The 16701-nt window shown below is 44.7% G+C and carries 12 protein-coding genes and 2 pseudogenes; 7 read left to right on the top strand and 7 right to left on the bottom strand.

Going from position 1 to position 16701, the window contains the following annotated elements; genetic code table 11:
* Nucleotides 1-37: 37 nt before the first annotated feature.
* Nucleotides 38-1075: pseudogene (gene pta / locus MBO_RS08440) on the bottom strand (phosphate acetyltransferase); the annotation flags it as partial.
* A gap of 519 nt (nt 1076-1594) precedes the next feature.
* Nucleotides 1595-2782: an acetate/propionate family kinase gene (locus tag MBO_RS08445; RefSeq protein WP_036366708.1), complete on the bottom strand. Its 1188-nt coding sequence runs from the start codon at nt 2780-2782 to the stop codon at nt 1595-1597.
* 243 nt (nt 2783-3025) lie between these two features.
* Between MBO_RS08445 and lptM the strand changes: the two genes are divergently transcribed.
* The 4 genes from lptM to MBO_RS08465 all read left to right on the top strand — a co-directional run bounded on the left by lptM (nt 3026) and on the right by MBO_RS08465 (nt 6779).
* Entirely contained in the window at nt 3026-3169 is a 144-nt protein-coding gene (gene lptM, locus MBO_RS08450) for an LPS translocon maturation chaperone LptM (RefSeq protein ID WP_080702247.1), read from the top strand.
* 42 nt (nt 3170-3211) lie between these two features.
* Nucleotides 3212-4549, top strand: a complete 1338-nt coding sequence (lysA, locus tag MBO_RS08455) for a diaminopimelate decarboxylase (protein WP_036366710.1) — start codon at nt 3212-3214, stop codon at nt 4547-4549.
* Nucleotides 4550-4813: 264 nt separating this feature from the next.
* A complete protein-coding gene (dapF, locus tag MBO_RS08460) occupies nt 4814-5716 on the top strand; it encodes a diaminopimelate epimerase (protein ID WP_036366712.1) in 903 nt (300 codons plus the stop codon).
* 40 nt (nt 5717-5756) lie between these two features.
* Complete coding sequence (locus tag MBO_RS08465) at nt 5757-6779, top strand: tyrosine recombinase XerC (RefSeq protein ID WP_406812854.1); 1023 nt, start codon at nt 5757-5759, stop codon at nt 6777-6779.
* A 637-nt stretch (nt 6780-7416) separates the two neighbouring features.
* On the opposite strand, the gene MBO_RS08470 is transcribed toward MBO_RS08465, so the two are convergent.
* Together MBO_RS08470 and MBO_RS08475 are read right to left on the bottom strand one after the other, a co-directional pair.
* Entirely contained in the window at nt 7417-9441 is a 2025-nt protein-coding gene (locus MBO_RS08470) for a TonB-dependent receptor domain-containing protein (protein WP_036366714.1), read from the bottom strand.
* Between the two features lie 169 nt (nt 9442-9610).
* Nucleotides 9611-10369: pseudogene (locus tag MBO_RS08475) on the bottom strand (IS5 family transposase).
* A gap of 194 nt (nt 10370-10563) precedes the next feature.
* Between MBO_RS08475 and MBO_RS08480 the strand changes: the two are divergent.
* The gene (locus MBO_RS08480) at nt 10564-13044 is read left to right on the top strand and encodes a TonB-dependent receptor (RefSeq protein ID WP_036366716.1); all 2481 of its coding nucleotides are present in this window, start codon (nt 10564-10566) and stop codon (nt 13042-13044) included.
* 50 nt (nt 13045-13094) lie between these two features.
* Here the strand turns inward: MBO_RS08480 and MBO_RS08485 are convergent, their stop codons facing one another.
* The gene (locus MBO_RS08485; protein ID WP_036366719.1) at nt 13095-13352 is read right to left on the bottom strand and encodes a YfhL family 4Fe-4S dicluster ferredoxin; all 258 of its coding nucleotides are present in this window, start codon (nt 13350-13352) and stop codon (nt 13095-13097) included.
* 250 nt (nt 13353-13602) lie between these two features.
* On the opposite strand from MBO_RS08485, the gene MBO_RS08490 reads away from it, so the two are divergent.
* Nucleotides 13603-14001: an MliC family protein gene (locus tag MBO_RS08490; protein WP_052585409.1), complete on the top strand. Its 399-nt coding sequence runs from the start codon at nt 13603-13605 to the stop codon at nt 13999-14001.
* Between the two features lie 94 nt (nt 14002-14095).
* Here the strand turns inward: MBO_RS08490 and MBO_RS08495 are convergent, their stop codons facing one another.
* Nucleotides 14096-14389 (bottom strand): DUF4298 domain-containing protein, encoded by a 294-nt coding sequence (locus tag MBO_RS08495; RefSeq protein WP_036366720.1) that lies wholly within the window; start codon nt 14387-14389, stop codon nt 14096-14098.
* Between the two features lie 54 nt (nt 14390-14443).
* Nucleotides 14444-15847, bottom strand: coding sequence for a prephenate-dependent tRNA uridine(34) hydroxylase TrhP (trhP, locus tag MBO_RS08500; RefSeq protein ID WP_036366723.1), 1404 nt, complete (start codon nt 15845-15847; stop codon nt 14444-14446).
* Between the two features lie 201 nt (nt 15848-16048).
* On the opposite strand from trhP, the gene MBO_RS08505 reads away from it, so the two are divergent.
* Entirely contained in the window at nt 16049-16186 is a 138-nt protein-coding gene (locus MBO_RS08505) for a hypothetical protein (RefSeq protein WP_160169683.1), read from the top strand.
* Nucleotides 16187-16701 lie beyond the last annotated feature (515 nt).

Consider the following 16701-nt stretch of genomic DNA (forward strand, 5'->3'; position numbering starts at 1 on the left):
CTGCCATCGAGCAGGGATTTTTATTGGGATGGACGTCTTATTGACCAACCGCCTGAATGGCAGTCAATGCAATCGTATAAACAATGTCATCCACCAAACAGCCACGAGATAGGTCGTTAACAGGTTTGTTTAGGCCTTGTAGCATCGGACCTACGCTGATCACACCTGCGGTTCGTTGCACCGCCTTATAGGTGGTGTTACCCGTGTTCAGATCAGGGAAGATAAATACATTCGCCTCGCCTGCCACTTGTGAGTTCGGTGCTTTTTGCTTACCCACAGACGGTACAGATGCCGCATCAAATTGTAGCGGGCCATCGACTTTTAGGCTTGGCGCTTTTTCGCGAACGATTTGCAAGGCTGATTTTACCATTTCTACGTCTTCGCCCGAACCTGAGTTCATGGTAGAGTAGCTGATCAGAGCAACTTTAGGATCAATACCGAATGACTTGGCAGATTCGGCTGACTGGATGGTAATCTCAGCCAGCTGCTCAGCGGTTGGATTTGGATTCACCGCGCAGTCGCCATAGACCACCACTTGATCAGGCAGTAGCATGAAGAACACACTAGATACCAAGCTGTACTCTGGTGCGGTCTTGATCAGTTGGAACGCTGGGCGAATCGTATCAGCAGTCGTGTGTACCGCACCTGATACCAGACCATCCACGTCGCCAACTTGTAGCATCATCGTGCCAAGATAGACGGTGTCTTGAAGTGCTTGTCTTGCGCCCTCTTCATCGATTTTGCCTTTGCGACGCTCTACCATTGGTGCGACATATTTTTCGATCACGGTAGCTGGTTCGATGATTTCGATGCCGTCAGGCAGAGTTACACCGCGCTCATCCGCCACCGCACGAATCTTATCAGCGTCGCCAAGCAGAACACATTGAGCGATGCCACGACTTTGGCAAATCGCTGCCGCCTCGATGGTGCGCGGTTCGTCACCTTCTGGTAGAACGATGCGTTTTTTGGCGTTCTGAGCAAGGCGAACCACTTGGTTACGGAATGCATAAGGAGACAACTTTTGGGTGCGATCAGCGGTTTTATAAGCCTCAAAGGCATTGCTGTCAATCTCAGACAGATTACCACCGTTGTCAGTGCGTGCCAATACTTGAACCTTGCCTGACAGATCAGCAGTACCAATTACACCCCAGATGCGCTCACCTTTTAGACCACCGAACACAGACGCAAAGACAGGCAGGCGAGTATCACTATCACCCACTAAGATCACATCCGCATCAAAGCCTGTCGCAAGCTCACGGTTTACACGGTTGGCATACGGTCTGCTCTCATCAGCAAGTACACCCACAACCACGCTGATGGGTGCAGACTGCTTGGCGATGACTGTCTCTAGTAGGTCGTCAAGGTTGTTATTACCAATCGCACTGCAGAATTCTTCATGGCTTGGTGTCGCAACAATCTCGCCAACAACTAAGCTAGCGACACTTTGAGACAATGTTTCCATGTTGATCTGACTGGTGGTAGGAACTAGCAATACAGTTTTCATTTCATATCCTTTATCAAATTTATCAATAAATATAAGCCGCAAAATCAAGCAAAAAGTCAGAGCGTCACAATCTGACTTTTATGATTTGATTTACAAGCCTAGAACTTCGCGAGTCTCGCTCATGATTTGGAATTCTTCATCAGTTGGGACAACCCACAGCTCTACAGAAGAACCCTCAGCATGGAAGCTGCCTTCAGCACCACGCAACAATTCAGCATTCTTCGCTTCATCCATCTTGATGCCAAAGTGACGCAGATGAGAGATCATTTTTGCACGCATGCCAACAGCATTCTCGCCCACACCGCCCGTGAAAGCAATACCTGTAAATGTAGGCAGAGCACAGCTTAGGCTGGCTAAGTATTTTGCCACACGATACGCAAAGATCTCCAATGCCAAGACGGCATCTTCATTACCTTCGTTTGCCAACTGCTCAACCGTTCTCATGTCGTTCGATACACCTGATACGCCTAATAGACCGCTCTTTTTATTTAGCAGTGTATCAACCTCTTCGATAGACAGACCCAGCGTGCGATGTAGATGAATGTGCAAGCTTGGATCAACATCACCTGAGCGCGTACCCATCATCAGACCTTCAAGCGGCGTTAGACCCATAGAAGTATCAAGGCTCTTGCCATCATAGACAGCCGTCGCCGAGCAGCCATTACCCAAGTGGGCAACCAACCAGCCTTGTTTATCGCCCTTATTGGCAAGTTCACTTGCGCGATTTGAGACATAGTTATGAGACGTGCCATGGAATCCATAACGGCGAATTTGATGCTCTGTATAAAGATTTTTAGGAATGGCATAACGATAAGCGTGAGCAGGCATCGACTGATGGAATGCCGTATCAAAAATCGCTACCTGCGGGAGCTCTGGGAACAGCTCATTAATCGCATGGATGCCCGCAGCGTTAGCAGGGTTATGAAGCGGCGCTAGGCTGGCAAGCTCTTCGATGTGAGCTAGAACTTCTGGCGTGATGATGGTTGCCTTGGTGAACTTGTCGCCGCCATGCACCACACGATGGCCTACCGCCACAGGCTTGTGATCAGCGATCAGCTCACCTAGGATAATTTTTAGCGCTTCGGTGTGCGCACCAGAATTTGGGATATTGATATCTACTTTAGACCCATCTAGGTTTTTGTGCTTGATACGAGCATCGGCATTGCCTAGCGCTTCAGCAAGACCCTCGATACGTTGTTCGCCATCCTCACTGATTAGGGCGTATTTTAGCGATGATGAACCGCAGTTTAAGACTAAAGTTGGGTTGTTAAGTGCCATTATGTCTTCCTTAAATGTAGGTTGAATGGGCGGCCTTGGCCGAATAAATCTTTGGCATTATAACATAAAATTATCAAAAGTCTTTAGGGGAAATTAAAGGATTTTGGGTAAATATTTTGTTTTGATTTTAATCAATTTTTGTATTTTAAATCATGTATTTGCGCTGTATTTTTATAAAAGTCGTTGGTATTTTGGCAGAATTTAGGTAAAATAATTTTTCAATTTTAAGACGATCATACATCAATGAAAACAGTCATTTTATCCATCACACTTTGTGCATTATTAACCGCCTGCGGTCAAAAAGGCGCACTCTATCTTCCTGCCAAAACCACACCCACAGAACCCATCAACCAAATCATCAGTACCAACCCGAACGACTACCAATAACTATTACAAGCATCCATCATTCATACGGATCATTAATTTATCATGACTTTTAGCCTTGTAAGCCAAACCCAAGATGGCGCGATGTCAATCGATGCCGCCAAGCTGACCGAATACTTGCCATTCATCGAATATCAAGACAACACACTATACATCGATGGTGTAGACACGACAGAGCTTGCCAGACTATACGGCACGCCACTGTATGTGTATTCTAAGAACGCATTGCTTGCCAATTATGCCGCTTATGTTGAGAGCTTTAGCGCGCTCAACGACGTGCAAATCTGCTACGCTGTCAAAGCTAACTCCAATCTTGCCGTTCTGTCAGCACTTGCCAAGGCGGGTGCTGGTTTTGACATCGTATCGACAGGCGAACTTGCCCGCGTCATAAGAGCAGGCGGCAACCCAGCCCAAATCGTCTATTCTGGCGTCGGCAAGACCGCATCGGACATCCAAACCGCCCTAGAAGCAGGCGTCGGCTGCTTTAATGTCGAAGCCTTGAGTGAGCTAGACACCATCAACATTGTCGCCGCAGAACTAGGTAAGAAAGCACCGATCGCACTACGCATCAATCCTGACGTAGACGCCAAGACCCACCCTTATATCTCAACGGGCATGAAGGATAATAAATTTGGCATTGCGCATGATGTGGCGATCTTTGCTTATGAATACGCCAACACCCTGCCGAACCTTGACATCATCGGCATCGACTGCCATATCGGCTCTCAGCTAACCGAAGTCAAGCCTTTCGTGGATGCGCTTGATAAGGTAATTGAGCTGATCGATGAATTATTCACTCGCGGTATTAAGCTGTCTCATGTGGATCTAGGCGGCGGACTTGGTGTGCGCTATATCGATGAGAACCCTGCCAGCGTCCACGAGTTCGCTGAAGCACTGCTGCCCAAATTACTTGCTCTACAAGCCAAATATAAGCTAGGCTTACACCTAGAGCCAGGGCGCAATATCGCCGCCAATGCAGGTGTGCTGCTCACGCGCGTAGATGTGCTTAAACCCACCGAGCACAAAAACTTCGCCATCGTCGATGCCTCCATGAGCGAGCTGATTCGCCCTGCTTTATATGATTCAGTCATGGCAATCATCCCCGCCAAGCTTACAGACACTCAAGATAACGAACAGCCCCAAGTGTGGGACGTGGTCGGTACAGTTTGTGAGTCGAGTGACTTTCTGGGTAAAGAGCGTGCACTGTCTTTGGAGGTTGGTACGCTGCTGGCGGTGACTGGTGCTGGTGCGTACGGCTTTACCATGGCGAGCAACTACAACAGCCGCCCTCGTCCTGCCGAGGTTATGACTGACAACGGCGCTCATCGCCTCGTGCGCGTCCGTGAGAACCTAGACGACCTATGGCGCGGCGAACAACTCTAAACTGCCGAACTGAATGCACCGATGATTCGGTGCGTTTTTTTATGCATGTGGAGCATCTTAATACTCATAAAATTTTATTTGATGGCTTTGGCGTTGCCCGATGATTTTTGGATGGCAAAATTCTTTTACAATTTAAATCACATTTACCAAAACATTTGCCAAATTCATTAGGCAAATCAGCATTCATCTGTTAAGATAGACATACGAGCACACGGACGTAACCAGATAAAAGGAATTAGAACTTAGAGCTAAAAAGGAGTGATGATGTTAATTGAATTTACCAAAATGCATGGGCTGGGCAATGATTTTATGGTGATTGACCTGGTCACCCAACGCATGAATCTCACCACCGACTTGGTGCGTCTACTTGCTGATCGTCATCTTGGCGTGGGCTTTGATCAGCTGCTTATTGTTGAGCCGCCAAGTCGTCCCGACGTAGATTTTAAATATCGAATTTTTAATGCTGATGGCACAGAGGTATCCCAATGTGGCAACGGCGCTCGTTGCTTTGCTTCTTTCGTTCAAGCGCGTAAATTATCCTTCAAGCAGCGTCTGCGCGTGGAGACAGCCAGCGGCATCATCACCCTGACCACTGATCGCTATGGATGGGTGCAAGTTGACATGGGTAAACCCAAATTTGAACCTGACGAGATTCCATTTGCACCAAAGGCGATCACCAAGGTTGGCAACTCGTACCGTCTGGTCGTGGATGGCACACCTGTTCAGCTATATATCGCCAACATGGGCAACCCTCATGCCGTCATCAAGGTGGACGATGTACTCACCGCTGATGTGGAACGTCTGGGGCGACTGCTAGAGTCGCATGAGGCTTTCCCCGAGCGTGTGAATGTCGGGTTCATGCAGGTGGTGAATCAGCGACACATTCGCCTAAGAGTCTATGAGCGCGGTGTGGGCGAGACCCAAGCATGTGGCACGGGCGCCTGCGCTGCCGTGGCGACAGGTATTCGCGAAGGCTGGCTGGATGAAGGCGTGGACATTCGCGCTCAGCTATACGGTGGCAGCCTTGCGATCCGCTGGCAAGATGGCTACTCTGTGATGATGACAGGCCCAACATCATTCGTCTATGAAGGCGTGTTCAGTCCCGATGGGCTTGCCGCTCAAGCAGGCATCAAGCTCAACCCCGACGAATCAGGCGACTACCAGTAACCCACAAAAAAGGCGTAATTACTGCGCCTTTTGACTTATCATGCGTCTAAATAATCTACTCAACAAACTAAAATCGCCCACGCCTGCCAATGCATCAGACGCCGCCAAGCCAAAATCTTGGTTGGTGGCTCAGGCATGGCTGGATGAATTAGCCCTACAAAATTACTCCGACAACACCATCAGCGCCTATACAACGGCACTCATGCGCCTAGTGCGCTTCATCGATGAGGACGTACGGCTACAGGGTGATTATTTATCATTCGATAAAAAAGACTTGGCAAGATTTTTGGGTCTGCGCCTAGAGCGGGATAACATTAAAGCCATCAGCGCCAAACAAGAACTCTCTGCCATTCGTAAATTCTACGCCCACCTCATCAAGATTGGCAAAACCAATCACAATCCCGCCACAGGCTATCGCCTAAAGCCCGAACCGCGAGCCTTGCCCAAGGTCGGCGATGTTGATATGATGATGCAGCTGCTCGATCAGCGAATGCCAGATGACGCCAAAAAAGCACGTCTATGGATTCGTGACCGCGCGATGTTCGAACTCATGTACAGCAGCGGTCTTCGGCTGTCCGAGTTGGCAGGGCTTGATATTCAAGACATCGATCTGCGTGGCGGCGTGGTCAGAGTATTAGGCAAAGGCAATAAAATAAGGCTCACCCCCATTGGCAAAAAAGCCATCGATGCCATCAACATCTACCTACCTCACCGCGATCTGTGGCAAGAAGGCACAGACGCACTGTTCATCAGCGAACGCCACGGCACGCGGCTCACACCCAGAGCGATTCAGCTGCGCCTAAAGGTGTGTGCCACCAATGCAGGCATCGCCCAAAATCTACACCCCCACCTGCTGCGTCACTGCTTTGCATCGCACATGCTGTCATCAAGTGGCGACCTACGCGCTATCCAAGAGATGCTTGGGCATACTGACATCAGTACCACCCAGATCTACACCCAAGTAGATTTTGGCGCACTTACTCGCGTCTATGATAAAGCTCACCCTAGAGCAGTGGCGCATGTGTTAGACGAGCCCACCAAAAAGCTTAAGCATAACGACTAGCTGATCAATCCAATCATGCCATCCCTTATCGATATTTTACAAGATTGATTTTGGGGGATGAACGTGTTTACCGCCGCCAGTCTCAATCATTCAAAAAAATAAGATAACTTTATACTTTGAAATAACGACAAGTATTTATTCTAACAAGCTCAAAAGTCAGCTTTATGACATCGTGGAACCTTGATAAAATTCTAATATTTTACACTGGAAATATTCACCCCCACATCACATTCAAAACCTTAATCACACCACCATTAATTCTGATAACACGCGCAATCCCTTATCATTATTGGCTTTCGATAGAGTGTGATTTTTTATCCACAAAATCTGTGGATAACTTTGTGGAAAAGCGAACAATTCACATCGAAAGCCCTTATATTATGGCACTTTCACCGTACTGTAATATTTGAGAATAAACTGTGATTAAAATATATTTTATAAATATAATCAATAACTTATAAAAATTAGCCTATTTATATATTGACTTTTTAAGCGCTGTTTATAAACTGCGTAATTGTTCCACAAAATCATGACAATACATCGACACTATCTGTGGATAACTCCTAAGAGTATAGACATTTATTAATAAAAAACACCCCGCCATTAGACGGAGTGCGTGGAGAAACTAGATTCTAAATTAGTAAGTGAAGTTGACACCGACACGGTATTCACGACCCGCAGCAGGGAGTGCCACACCTGCGCTGGAAATGTGAGAGGTGTATTTTTCGTCAGTAAGGTTATTCACTGACATGTTAACATTCACCTTATCATTACCCAAAGGCTTCCAGTTGGCGAACACATCTGTGGTGTTATAGCCAGGACGCAATTTCTTAGGATCATGATTTTTTCTTGGATCCTTGTCAACAACTTTACCTGTCCAAGCAGAATCACCGATCACATCATCAGCACGGCGATGACGCACACCCACCTCTAAGTTTGGCTGGGCAAAACGATAGGATAAGGCAGCCGTCCAAGTACGACCTAATCGTGACGCATATTCACGGTTACTGAAGTTTTGAGAGCTGTAAAACTCAGGCTTACTGTCTGATACGCCCACACGAGCGGTTAGACCCTGCCATTTGTAGCCAGCATTCAGCTCATAACCTTTGTTTTTGGCATAACCAACATTTTTGATTTCGTCGATTTTTGTGCCGTTCTCATGCTTTGTTCCATTACTTGCACTTTTTAGCAGATTATCAATACTCTGCCAGTAATAGCTACCGTTAACAAAAGCATTGCCATGATTGAAGTTAAAGCCAACTTCAGTATTTTGGGCTCTTTCCGCTTTTAGGCCGTCAGTTACTTTAACAACAGCACGATAGCCATGAGCCGTTAGGGCATCATATAGGCGTGGACTACGAGTAGCGTAGCTGTGGTTAGCACTAAAGCTTAGGCTTGGCGTTGCTTGGTAGATTAAGCCAACACTTGGGTTTAAATTATCGCCTTTAACACGACCGCCCGCCATGTCTTTAATCTCAAACATGTCGTAGCGAAGTCCTGCTGTGGTTGTCAGATTACCAATATCGGCGATTGCTTCTACATACAAGCCTGTGTCTGTTTTTTCTTGATTGACAATGCCAGCTTTGTAGCGGTTTGGTGTGATTTCTTGTTGACGATAATTGATGCCGTATTTGAGCAGTACATCATCGTTGACCTGACTGTCAAGATTGATGTTAAGACCTTTGGTATCAATGCTAGACTTACTTGGACCAGCTAAATTGCCTCCATATCCAGCTTTGCTGTCATCAGCGGTATAGCGAGAGTTGATGATATGATAAATATTGGCGGTTGCATCACTGACCACGCCTAGATTCTTAGCGTTCCATTGTAGGTTAGTGTTTTGAGTTTTTACCTCACGATACTGAGGATCTTGTTTATCACTATCAAAGTTGATGAACTCTTCACGGATTGGTCGAGTGCCTTTATTTTCTTGTCTTAGGTGGCTAAGTTCAAAACGATTATCACCAAACTCTGCCCCCACTTTCGCCAAATAGCTGGTCTTATCTAGAGCGGTAAAGTCAATCTTTTTCTTGGCCTTACCTGCTTTATAGTCATCTTGCTCTACTTTATTAGCACTTAATAAAAAGTCAAAATAACCCGCCTTACCGTAGGCAGCGGCATTATAAGAATGCTCATTATTAGAGCTGTAGCCAGCACCTGCCTTAAAACCAATGCTTTGATCATCTTTTAGCAAGTCTTTAGCACTCAAAGTCTTGGCGACAATCGCTCCATTGGTGCCGCCAATACCAGCTGATGCTGCGCCAGCACCTTTTTGGACGCTGACAATCTTCACCATTGCTGGGTCTAACATATGGCGACCTTGATGGTATAGGATTTGGCTGTCAGTGTAGGCATCATCAATCTTAACATCTACTGAATTTTGACCCATGCCACGAATGGTAATGTACTGAGCAGTGCCATTACCGCCACTAAAATCAATGGCAGGTTCAGACTGTAGCAATCCACGTAAATCTGTGGCGGTGCTTTCATCTTTTTCTTGTAGGGTAACGACATTCGTCTTAACTTTCGTACCTTGACGATCGAAAGTTACATTCAACGTGTCTAGAGTTACTTCTGGCTTATCTTGTGCCATTGCTGCTTGAACGCTTAGTGCGCCCAGTACTGCTACCGCAAGTGGTAAGCGTTTTAGTGTGTGTTTCATACATCACCTTAGGTTGTTGAAGTGTTGGGTTAGGCTAGACTTTTGTATGCCAACTGCAAAAATCTAGAGCTTTTGTAAGAAAGTGTTAAGAATTATACCAAATAAAAAACTTTTTGCAAATAAAAATTGTTATTATTTCAATATAAGAATAATAGGGCATCCTGACAATTCACAACAGTTTAATCCATTGACAAATAGAAGCTGATGCTGCTGTGCTTTGATAGTAGACCAACAATTTATCATAGCGAGTAGCAACAGCTCTAAAGTGTCTACACTTTGCAAAAGCATTTTCTACCAAGTGTCTGGTTTTATACATATACCAATCCATAGGATGATTTTGTGATTAACTATTGGATTTCTTTGGAATATTTGCTATTACGCCTGTTTGCCCAATTTTCTTTCTTAAAGTATCGCAATCATACCCTTTATCAGCACTTAATATTTGAGTATTTGTTAGGTTATTTCTATCAATCAAAGTTGGTGCAACTTTGACATCACGAACTTGCCCGCCTGTAATGATAAAATCTACAGCATTACTGCAAGCATCAACAACAAGATGGGTTTTTGTTGTATTACCACCGACAATCTTACCAATACCTTGCTCTTCTTTGTGGGAAATGTTGCAGGCATGTTGGTGGGCTTTAACATAGTTGCCATCAATAAACACCCATTTAAGGTCTACTTCTTTGGATAGATATTCAAATACTTTCATTAAATTGCCTTTCTTTGACCATCTTAAAAAGGCACGGTAGATACTATCAGGCTTACCAAATTAAAGTGGTAAATCTTCCCAAGGTACACCTGTACGAATACGAAATAATATACCTCCTATTGTTAATCTTAGATTATGTTTGTTGTGTATACCTAATTGCAGTAAAATAATCTTTAACTTGTGCCATTGTTCATCTATGAGTAAGGTGCGAGTCATAACGATTTTGGTACCTTGGTCGAGTGAGAGCTTCCATTTTACCAAAATCGTTTTTATTTATAATTGTGAGGATGCTCTAATTATATTTATATGCACCAAACCATTAAAAGTAACAGCTTTAACTCATTATGTTATAATATTGTTATTATATAAAATATCTGTTATACTATTATTTTTCGTTGGATGTTTTTACTATGGTCAATCTCTACTCTCGCCCTACTGTGCTTGCACTTAGCATCGCCTTGGTCAGCCTATCAGCTCATGCAGATGACACTGCTACAAAAACAGAAGTTACTCTAGACACCCTAAATGCCGTCGTCAAGGGTGGCATGCAAACCACCTCCACCCTCAAAAAACCCAGCGACATGATCATTAGACGCGACACCCTACAGCAGCGCTCGGCAACGCTGGGTAATGCCTTGGCAGGCGAGCTGGGTATTCACTCCAATCCCTTTGGCGGTGGAGCGAGTAAGCCCATCATTCGTGGACAGGATGGGGTGCGAGTGAAGATTCTACAAAATGGCACGGACGTCATTGATATGTCTGCCCTATCGCCTGACCATGTGGTCGCCGCCGATACATTGCTGGCGAGCCGTGTGGAACTGGTGCGCGGGGCAGGTACGCTACTGTATGGCACAGCGTCTCAGGCAGGCGTGGTGAATGTCATCGATGAGCGGATTCCTAGCCGTATGCCACAGGGTAACATCAAGGAGAAAATCGAAGGCGAGACGTTGTTACGCTATAACACAGGCAGTAACGAGAAGGTTGTCACTGCCAGTCTTAATATGGGCGTGGGGCAAAACGTGGCGGTGCGAGTCGAAGGGTTGACCCGCCGTGCCGATGATTATGAGGTTCCAGGATTTCAGTCTGATGTCATGCTAGACTACCTGCCTGACAGCCATAATAAATCCACCGTTGGTACGGTGGGCGTATCCTATATCGGCGATAAGGGGCATATTGGCGTGTCATACAGTCGCCGTCAGGATAAGTATGGCATACCAGGGCATAATCACGCCTATGATAACTGTATTGCACATGTACTCACTCCAGAAGCTAGCATCTCGCGCTATTATCTAAAAGCTTATCCTCATCTAATACAGAATATGGATTTTAGTTCATCTGCCCATTTTCACTGCGGTACAGATCATGCTCATGACCCAGGACAGAGCCATGAGCACCCTTTGGGCTATGAACACGATCACACGCACCCTGGGCCTTGGATTGACATGGAGTCTGAGCGTATCGATGTTAGGGCGCAGTGGGAGAAGCCATTTAAGGGGTTAGATAAAATCGCACTGTCTTTTACATCATCAGACTATTATCACGAAGAAAATGACCATGAAGTTGAGAAGCTCGATAAATACACAGGCAGACTACAAACCATTAATAACAAACCAGGTTATTTTGGCAATCAAGGCAAAAATGTCCGAGTCGAATTTCATCACACACCTGTCAAAGATGTATCGGGGCTGTGGGGTATGCAGTGGCAAAAGCAAGAGAGTTTTGCTCATCTGCCCCATGAAAGAGAAGAAGGACAAAGATACCCACTCATTGCCAATACTAATAAGCAAGTCAGTGTTTTTGGGTTGGAAAGATGGCAGGCTAATGACAAATGGGCATTTGAATTTGGGACGCGTTTTGAAAAGCAAAGCATTCCGATCGATTATAGTGAAGACAAATTAGACCGCTATCGTCCAAAGCCAGAATGTTGGGACTGGGGATTTAGCAGTGGGTGCTTGCCTGCACCAAATTATGAAGAGCCAGATTTAACGACTTATAAAGAAAAAGCCACTTCATACAGTATTGGTACCACGTGGGATTTTAAACCCGATTACCGCCTGTCTGCCACTTATTCACATAATGAACGCCTGCCTACACCCATGGAGCTTTATTATCATGGCAAACATTTGGCAACTCATTCATTTGAATTTGGTAATATTGGACTGGACAAAGAGAAATCTAATAATTTAGATTTGGGCATTTCTTTTTCTGGCGATAAATGGAGTTATGCGGTCAATGCCTATCACAGCCGTTTTAAAAATTACATTTATAACGAAAACGTCTACCGTGAAGGCAATCTGTTCATGAGACGACACAATCAAGCCAAAGCAGATTTTTATGGGCTAGAGGGCATGGTAACTTATAACATGGATAACCATGCCATTAGCTTGTTTGGCGATTTGGTGCGTGGCAAGTTAAAAGATTTGCCTAATGCTTACGCCAAGGCTTATTATTGTGATGGCGCTTACACCACGACAAAACCTGAAGATACAGAAGAGAATATGCAAAGATGTAATTATAATTATTTTACCGATGATTTTAATTATAGCTATGAGCCAATCATTGCCCAACCAAATATGCCAACACCCAGATTGCCACCTGCCCGTTTGGGGTTGCGTTGGCAAGGGGATTTGTCAGCCAACTGGTCGGCAGATGCAGAATATATGCACGTCTTTGGGCAAAATCGCATATCTAAGCTAGAAAGTGCGACCGCCAGCTATGATATGCTCAATCTCGGCTTGGGCTATCATAACCACTGGGGCAACGTAGACTACACCCTATCTTTGCGAGCCAATAACGTGCTTGATGAGAAAGTGTATATCCATAACTCATTTTTGCCCTTTGTGCCACAAATGGGACGTAATTTTAGCCTAAGTGCGAATTTTAAATTCTAGCCTACTCATACAAAACACCCCAAGTCAGCTTAGGGTGTTTTTTTGATCGATTATTTTTTCCAGATTCGCTTATATTTTGCCATCAGGTCGTCAGGCGTCTCGGGTCGGCTGTCGTCCTTGATAATGCAATCAATTGGGCACACCTTGTCACAGGTCGGCTCATCATAAAAACCCACACACTCAGTGCATAGGTCGGGATTGATGACGTAGGTTTTTTGCCCTTTTTGGTCGTAGCTGATTGCATCGTTTGGGCATTCAGGCTCGCAGATGTCGCAGTTGATGCAGTCGGTGGTGATTTTTAGTGCCATAGTAAACTAAATGTATTGTAAGATTGAATCGATTGATATACCACATATACCAAAAGAGCGATTATTTAAAAAAACTATAATATATAATAACAATTTTATTATATACAAACGCATCATATTTTCATATAATGATTAAAGATGTAATAAAGTTGCATCTTGGTTAAGCTGATTCTTATAGCTTAAATTGCCAATCACCTCCTTTTCTAACTGTTTGCATCAACCTTTCCTATATTGCAATTTGGAGTTTTTTATGAAAAAAGTTACATTCGGTGCAGTTGTCGCCTGCTTAGGTCTTGCCCTAACGGGTTGTAATAATGTCAAACCCATGACAGCAACAAACACGCCAACACACCAAGCAAAAACTACTGCACAACAACACCAAGCTTATAGCCAACGATTCTTGTGCAACACAGGACTTGCACCTGTGGTTACTTTTATCAATGATAGTCAAATTCGATTACAAGTAGCTGGTGCGACAACCACCACGCTTGGCATCACTCCTAGCGGTTCTGGTTCACGCTATTCTAGTAATACAGGCTTGTTTGGTAATCATGGCGGGCAGTGGCATCAAAAAGGCGACACGGCAGTCTTTGAATATGCCAATATTCACAGCGGTGAAAAAATCGAAGACATTTGCCGACTTCAATAACCTTATCAGCTCCATAGAAAACCAACCAGCACCTTTAAATGTACATTTAAAGGTGCTTTTATGGTTTTGAATATAGTTAGAGGCAATTTATCATCTAATCAGGGCTGATAAGCTTCTCCAACTCTTCATACAACTCTCGTTCTTCAACAAAAGCATTCCATAGAGCATCTTCACTCATAATGCTATACTCGCCCTTTGTAGTTAAATCAACAGAAGCACCACCATCTATTGCATCATAAAATTTACGGTAGTCGCTTTCATAAAACACCAGCAGTTTCTTGATGATTTTTTGGCGTTGACACAGCTCGTCTAAAATACGTTCACTATTTTCGTTAAGTTTCAACCATTCGCGGTATAGTTCCTGTATTTCATTGATACGCTCTTGCACAATCTACTCTCTTTATTAATAAATTTTTAAGATAATTGTTTGTGAAAACCTATGTTAGGTATAAATTGCTTCACTCACACTTTTCATAACAAGGGCGAATTTTAGGTCATCATGAGAAATGTCGCTAAACGGATTTTTGATTTTGGCAATCCACCCCGACCCCAACGCTCCGTCTATGGCATTACCTTTTTTGTCCCACATATCGGTAAGCCGATAAGTCAAATTGCCTTTTGGTGTCATAATCTCCACATCATCGCCCACCATGAGTTTGTTTTTTATCTCTAAGGTCAAAAAGTCATCCACCACGTCTGACACTTCCGCCACAAACTGCTGATTGTCGGTTTTTGATGAGCCGTACTCATAGTTTTGATAGTCCGAATGCACATGACGGCGTAAAAACCCCTCGGTGTAGCCACGGTTAGCAAGTCCGTCAAGGGCGGTGATAAGCCCTGTATCAAACGGCTTGCCCGCCAACGCATCATCAATGGCACGGCGATAGACCTGAGCAGTGCGAGCGACATAATAATGCGACTTGGTACGCCCTTCAATCTTCAACGAATGCACGCCCATGTTCACAAGGTCAGGCACCAACTCCACCGCACGCAAGTCCTTAGAGTTCATGATATAAGTGCCGTGTTCGTCTTCGTACATCGCCATCAGCTCGCCTTTGCGACCTTCTTCTTCAATGAGTACAACCTCATCGGACGGCTTTTCTACATAATCATCACCCATGACGACATCGCCATTTAGATTGACGTTTTTGATCTCGCCTTGACTGGGGATAAACACCTCTGGACTGGCAGGGACGATGTCGCCTGTTTCGTTCTCCACCGCCTTATAAGTGTTGTACGACCAGCGACACGCATTGGTGCAAGTGCCTTGGTTGGCATCACGTTTGTTGATATAGCCTGATAGCAAGCACCGCCCCGAATACGCCATACAGAGCGCCCCATGCACAAAGACTTCAATCTCCATATCAGGCACTTCTTTGATAATCTCGTTAATTTCTTTTAAGGACAACTCACGGCTCACAATCACCCTTGTTACGCCCATTTGTTTCCAAAACTTCACTGTTGCCCAGTTCACGGCATTGGCCTGCACCGACAGATGAATGTCTTGATGCGGAAAATGCTCTCGCACCATCATAATCATGCCAGCGTCCGACATGATGAGAGCGTCAGGCTTCATCTCAATGACGGGGCGAATGTCTTCAATAAAGGTTTTTAATTTGGCGTTGTGGGCTTGGATATTGACCACCACATAAAACTTTTTGCCAAGCGAATGGGCGTAGGCAATGCCCCTGGCAAGGTTTTCTTCATCAAAATCATTATTACGCACTCGCAGAGAATAACGGGCTTGCCCTGCATACACCGCATCCGCACCATAGGCAAAGGCGTATTGCATATTTTTAAAGGTGCCAGCAGGGCAGAGAAGTTCGGCTTTTTTTTGGCTTGTCATTGTTTGGCTCATTATTGGCTAAATTTATTAAACTCATTATTATAACAAATTTCGTCGATTAAATTCATACTAAATTTGTAAGGTATCGCCAAAAGCTCCTGAATAAGCGTTACAAAACTTAATGACAACGCGACACATCACTTGAAATTTTGACGTACAATTTATTACAACTCAAAATCAACCATCCAATCGGAGAAAAACATGAGACCCATCGGACTTATCACCACCCTATCAGGCGTCGCATTACTAACCGCCTGCGCAAGCACCACACCTGCCAGCCAAATTAACGAAACAACGTTCAAATCACCGGCTTTAGCAAGGCTGATGAAGCAAGCCTAAAAGACCAGCTAACCCAAGGTCTTAAACGCGAACTTGCTAAGATTAACACGCAAGTTGCGATCACTAACATCACCAGCGCTTAAGAACTCACCAGAAATGCCGATGGTAAAACCCATCAAGTGCTGGTGGTTAAGACCGCTGATGGTAAGACTTATTACTCACGCCCAATCAGCACCCTCTCTAAGCGCTGAGCAAAAGGCTCGCCTATCAAAAACGCGGTGTCATCGCCATTCAAGATCGCCCGAACGAGTATTTCTTTAGTGTGGTTGAGAACCTTATTTATTAATTTTTTCGGTAATTAACAAACTTAGACATCAAGAAAAATAGAATAGATGACACACTCATCTATTTTATTTTTTATTTAATGCATGAATATCTTTATGGATAAAGGGTTATTTTTGGCATGATTTTTTGATGGGTGTGTTTTATAATTCGTGATGAATTTTAAAACAGAGCATGCCATGAACACTTCTCAATTTCTCCAAGGTCTAGCCGCCACCCTACCCACTCTCACC

Source organism: Moraxella bovoculi 237, assembly GCF_000696305.2.
GTDB classification, from domain to species: domain Bacteria; phylum Pseudomonadota; class Gammaproteobacteria; order Pseudomonadales; family Moraxellaceae; genus Moraxella; species Moraxella bovoculi.

Bases quoted from the DNA above. Each gene is read 5' to 3' on its own strand.
- MBO_RS08445 (WP_036366708.1), bottom strand. From the start codon at position 2,782: ATGGCACTTAACAACCCAACTTTAGTCTTAAACTGCGGTTCATCATCG.
- lptM (WP_080702247.1), top strand. From the start codon at position 3,026: ATGAAAACAGTCATTTTATCCATCACACTTTGTGCATTATTAACCGCC.
- lysA (WP_036366710.1), top strand. From the start codon at position 3,212: ATGACTTTTAGCCTTGTAAGCCAAACCCAAGATGGCGCGATGTCAATC.
- dapF (WP_036366712.1), top strand. From the start codon at position 4,814: ATGTTAATTGAATTTACCAAAATGCATGGGCTGGGCAATGATTTTATG.
- MBO_RS08465 (WP_406812854.1), top strand. From the start codon at position 5,757: ATGCGTCTAAATAATCTACTCAACAAACTAAAATCGCCCACGCCTGCC.
- MBO_RS08470 (WP_036366714.1), bottom strand. From the start codon at position 9,441: ATGAAACACACACTAAAACGCTTACCACTTGCGGTAGCAGTACTGGGC.
- MBO_RS08480 (WP_036366716.1), top strand. From the start codon at position 10,564: ATGGTCAATCTCTACTCTCGCCCTACTGTGCTTGCACTTAGCATCGCC.
- MBO_RS08485 (WP_036366719.1), bottom strand. From the start codon at position 13,352: ATGGCACTAAAAATCACCACCGACTGCATCAACTGCGACATCTGCGAG.
- MBO_RS08490 (WP_052585409.1), top strand. From the start codon at position 13,603: ATGAAAAAAGTTACATTCGGTGCAGTTGTCGCCTGCTTAGGTCTTGCC.
- trhP (WP_036366723.1), bottom strand. From the start codon at position 15,847: ATGACAAGCCAAAAAAAAGCCGAACTTCTCTGCCCTGCTGGCACCTTT.
- MBO_RS08505 (WP_160169683.1), top strand. From the start codon at position 16,049: ATGAGACCCATCGGACTTATCACCACCCTATCAGGCGTCGCATTACTA.